This window comes from Trinickia sp., assembly GCF_051961175.1.
Lineage (GTDB): Bacteria > Pseudomonadota > Gammaproteobacteria > Burkholderiales > Burkholderiaceae > Trinickia.
Genome location: NZ_JBQCDN010000398.1, coordinates 1 through 4651 on the forward strand (window position 1 = coordinate 1; position 4651 = coordinate 4651).

At 64.4% G+C, this 4651-nt stretch carries 5 protein-coding genes; all 5 read right to left on the reverse strand.

What is annotated here, in order from left to right:
* Positions 1-170: 170 nt before the first annotated feature.
* Positions 171-818: a DUF502 domain-containing protein gene (locus tag ACTHL0_RS22750; RefSeq protein ID WP_440569219.1), complete on the reverse strand. Its 648-nt coding sequence runs from the start codon at positions 816-818 to the stop codon at positions 171-173.
* Positions 819-977: 159 nt separating this feature from the next.
* The gene (locus ACTHL0_RS22755) at positions 978-1295 is read right to left on the reverse strand and encodes an FmdB family zinc ribbon protein (RefSeq protein ID WP_440569220.1); all 318 of its coding nucleotides are present in this window, start codon (positions 1293-1295) and stop codon (positions 978-980) included.
* A 273-nt stretch (positions 1296-1568) separates the two neighbouring features.
* The gene (locus ACTHL0_RS22760) at positions 1569-2351 is read right to left on the reverse strand and encodes a methyltransferase domain-containing protein (RefSeq protein WP_440569221.1); all 783 of its coding nucleotides are present in this window, start codon (positions 2349-2351) and stop codon (positions 1569-1571) included.
* On the reverse strand, positions 2341-3918 hold the full coding sequence (ubiB, locus tag ACTHL0_RS22765) for a ubiquinone biosynthesis regulatory protein kinase UbiB (RefSeq protein ID WP_440569222.1): 1578 nt from the start codon (positions 3916-3918) through the stop codon (positions 2341-2343). Before ubiB ends, ACTHL0_RS22760 begins: the two co-directional genes overlap by 11 nt.
* A 14-nt stretch (positions 3919-3932) precedes the next feature.
* Positions 3933-4559: a ubiquinone biosynthesis accessory factor UbiJ gene (locus ACTHL0_RS22770; protein WP_440569223.1), complete on the reverse strand. Its 627-nt coding sequence runs from the start codon at positions 4557-4559 to the stop codon at positions 3933-3935.
* Positions 4560-4651 lie beyond the last annotated feature (92 nt).

Below are 4651 nucleotides of genomic sequence, written 5' to 3' on the forward strand. Positions count from 1 at the left end.
ACGCCGCCGTGATCGCGCCGGCGATGCACCCAGCCGCACAGCGACACGGTTTGGCCCATCAGGTGTTCGGTCACCAGACCGCAGTATTCAGATCTCATCGACATGGTATTCGTCTTTCGTTTGGCATAAGGGAGCAACGCGCGCGGTTCAAAGCTCGCCGCGCGGCGGCATTAAAGGGGCGGCTCGACCGGGCGGCGCACCGGGGCACTCGCCGGCGCTTGCGGGGCGACTACGCCCATCGAGACGATGTACTTGAGCGCGGCATCGACCGTCATATCGAGTTCGATGACCTCCGCTTTCGGGACCATCAGAAAGAAGCCCGAAGTCGGGTTCGGTGTGGTCGGCACATAGACGCTGACGTGTTCTTCCTGCAAGTGATTGAGTACGTCGCCGCCCGGCGTGCCCGTCAGGAACGCGATCGTATACGAGCCGCGCCGCGGATATTCGATCAGCAGCGCCTTGCGAAACGCATTGCCGCTGCTGGACAGCAGCGTGTCGGATACCTGCTTCACGCTCGTGTACAGCGGGCCGACGATCGGAATGTGCCGCACGATCACATCCCACCACGTGACGAGCTTTTGCCCGACGAAGTTCTGCGTGAACAACCCGACGATGAAGATGAACGCGAGCGTGAGCACCGCGCCCACGCCGGGCAAATGAAAGCCCAGCAGCTTCTCGGGCTGCCACGACTGCGGCAGCAACAGCAGCGTCTGATCCATCGTGCCGATGACAAGCCCCAGCACCCACAGCGTGATCGCCAAGGGTACGAGGACCAGCAGGCCGGTCAGGAACACGGATTTGAGCGTCGTCTTTTTCATGTATACCGTCAGAGAACCGCTTGGGATTGAATCGGCGCGCTTTCCCGTGCCGCCGCGCGCTCAAGGCTCGATGCGCGCGACAACGCCCGAACCGGTGCGACCTGCGGCGCAGCGCCGGTCAATCCGCACCCCGCCCGTCGCGTTCCGGCAGCGAGCGGCTCAGGCGTCCGATGCAGCCGATGGGCTCGGGCTGGCCGGCTGCGCACTGCTGCCGCCTGCATCCGACTTCGTCTCGGCCTTCGCTTCCGGCTTCGCGTCCGTCGTCGCCGCGGACGCGGCCTTGGCGCCGCCCGAACCGCCTCGGAAATCGGTGACGTACCAGCCCGAGCCCTTCAACTGAAAGCCGGCGGCAGTCACCTGCTTCCGAAACGCATCTTTTTCGCAATGCGGGCACTGCGTCAGCGGCGCGTCGCTCATCTTTTGGAGCACGTCTTTCTCAAAGCCGCACGATTCGCAACGGTAGGCGTAGATCGGCATGATTCTCTTCCCGACTATTTCCGACAAAAAAACGGTTAAGCGCTTGCAAAGCGTTGAATTATAGCCGCAATTGGCTGTCTCCCGGCTCGCGCGGCGCTGGGTTCGCGGCGAAGCCTGGTCGAAACCGCTCCATGCCGATACGCGGCTCGGTACGTCGAGGCACCGTCGACATCGGCGCGTGGCCTCACGCACGGCGTGAGATGAGGGCGATGACACGAAAATTCAACCCCGGCGCGCGAACCATCCCCCGCTCGATCGCATAGACCGCAGCGATTACCGCCTGCGCCAAGTCATCCAGCGCTCGCGGCCGGCAAACACTGGAATCGAATCGGCAACCGGTTCGTCTTCAATCAGTTCGAACGACGAACCGAGCAACGCGTCCAGCTCGGCGCGATTGATCCCGAACGGTGGGCCTTTTGGGGCATCGTCGAAAAAGAAGAACCCGGCGAGTATTCCGCCCGGCTCGAGCAATTCGGCCATTCGCGCCGCGTAATCGGCGCGGCGGGCAGGCGGCAGCGCGCAGAGAAATGCGCGCTCGTACACCCACCCCGGCACAAACGTGGGCCGGTAGCTAAAGAAATCGGCTTGCTCCACGAGCGCCGCTTCGGTCCCGAGTTGCGCACGCGCCGACGCGACGGCATCGGCCGAAAAATCGATGGCACGCACCGTCCATCCGGCCTGGGCGAGCCAACCGGCTTCGTGCGCGCTGCCGCATCCCGGAATGAGAACAGGCCGCGGTGCCGTGCGCGCGGCGAACGCGGCAAACGTCGCGGGCACGCCCGCTTGATCCCAGGGCGTGAAGCCTTGCCGAAACCGCTCGTCCCAAAAGGCAGCCGAGTTCGGGTCCCGGGTGCTAAACGCCGGCACCGCAGCGCCGGCAGACGATGCCGGGGATGCCGGGGATGCCGGGGATGCCGGGGATGCCGGGGATGCCGGGGATGCCGGGGATGCCGGGGATGCCGGGGATGCCGGGGATCCTGAAGATGCAGAGGGCCCCGACGGTGCCGGCGCAGGCTGATCGGACGATGACGGTTTATTCATGGGATCACGCCCCATAGGCCAAGGCGAGCCACGCGCGCGCGACCACCGCGCCGACGCCCACGGCCACGCCGAACATCAACAGTGCCTGCAGCAGCCGGTTCGTGCGCTTTTGCTCCAGCAGCAACAGCTTGATGGCGGCGTCCTGCGTGCCGTGTTTCGCGTCGTGCCGCTCGGCGAGCACGTGATGAACGAGACGCGGGAGTTGCGGCAGTGTCTTGCTCCACTGCGGCATCTCGACTTTGAGCCGCTCGTACCATCCCCGCCAGCCGATCTGCTCGTTCATCCAGCGCTCGAGGTACGGCTTGGCCGTCTTCCACAGATCGAGTTCGGGATCGAGCGAGCGGCCCAACCCCTCGACATTGAGCATCGTCTTTTGCAGCAACACCAGCTGCGGCTGGATTTCGACGTTGAAGCGGCGCGAGGTGGAGAACAGACGCAGCAGCACTTGTCCGAGCGAGATGTCTTTCAACGCACGATCGAAATAGGGTTCGCAGACAGCCCGAATCGCGCTTTCGAGTTCTTCGACGCGCGTCGTGGATGGCACCCAGCCCGACTCCAAATGCAGCGTGGCCACGCGATGGTAATCGCGCTTGAAAAAGGCGAGAAAGTTTTGCGCGAGATAGTTTTTATCGAAGTCCGACAGGGCCCCGATGATGCCGAAATCGAGGGCGATATAACGGCCGAAATGCGCCGGATCGAGACTGACCTGGATGTTGCCGGGATGCATGTCCGCGTGGAAAAAGCCGTCGCGAAACACCTGCGTGAAGAAAATCTCGACGCCTTCGCGCGCGAGCTTCGGGATATCGACGCCGGCCGCCCGCAACGTCTCGACCTGGCTGATCGGCACGCCGACCATCCGCTCCATGACAAGCACGTTCGGCGTACAGAACTCCCAGTACATCTCGGGGACGAGCAGCAGATCGAGCCCCGCGAAGTTGCGGCGGAGCTGGCTGCCGTTCGCCGCCTCGCGCATGAGGTCGAGTTCGTCGTGCAAGTACTTGTCGAATTCGCCGACGACTTCCCGCGGCTTGAGCCGCTTGCCATCCGCCCAAAGCCGCTCGGCCCAGACGGCCAGATCGCGCAGCAGCGCCAGATCCGAATCAATCACGGGCAGCATGTTCGGCCGCAGCACCTTGATCGCGACGTCCTTGCCCGCGTGCTGGCCCGACTTCACTTTCGCGAAGTGGACCTGGGCGATCGAGGCGCTGGCGACCGGCACGCGCTCGAAATCGTCGAACAGGACATCGACGCGCGCGCCGAGCGATCGTTCGATGATGTCGATGGCGAGAGCCGAATCGAACGGCGGCACCTGATCCTGCAGCTTGGCAAGTTCGACGGCGACGTCGAGCGAAAGCAGATCGCGGCGCGTCGAAAGCACTTGACCGAACTTGACGAAAATCGGCCCGAGGCTTTCGAGCGCCAGACGCAGCCGCACGGCCGGCGGCGACGTGTACCGGCGGCCGATTGTGCCGATGCGAACGAGGAACCGGACCCGGCGATCCTGGATCCGGCTCAGCATCATTTCGTCGAGCCCGAAGCGCCAGACGGTGTAGACGATTTTGATGAAACGCAATAGACGCATGGTGAACCCGCTCGCTATCGCACGCGACGCAAGGCGCCTGCCTGGCGCACAAGCGTTTGCTGGTCCACCCGCTCGATGCGTTTTTCCACGCGCGCGAGTGCATCGCGCGCACGCGCGAGCTCGGTGTTGAACGCATCGAGCGCGGTGCGGCGCACGAGTTGCGGATTTTCGTCGAGCAAGTATTCGGCGATGGAATCGCGCAGGCCACGGCCGGCACGCAGCGCATGTCCGCCGGCCGTGCGCACGATCTCAGCTGCGCGGTAAGCCGCAGCGTCGCCGATCACCCTCGCCAAGTCTTCCTCGGGCTCCCAGCGAAGATGCTCGGCCAGCTTCGCGAGTTGGGTGGCGAATTCGGCATCACCCTCGATCTTGACGTGCTTCATGACCGCGGCTTGCCCGCCTTGCATGAACGCCGGCAGTGCATCGGGCGCGATGGCGAGAGAGACGTCCACGGATCGCGCATCCATTTCGTCGACGGCGCTCAGGTAGCCGTCGGGTTCGACGGCGAGCGTCAAGACGATCGAGGAGAAGGCGAGACGCGCCGTCTTGCCCGCATAGGGTGCGAGACGTTCGCGCGCCCACGTTTCGCGAGCGAGCAAATGATTGACAGCGGCGGCAAAGGGCTTGGCGGCAAGAGTCATCGGGGAGCAATAAAAAGCCCGCGGGCGGCAGCCTACGCGGGCCTCTATTGTAGCGCCCGATCGCGGGGAAGCACTGGCGGGCGGGGTGTGCC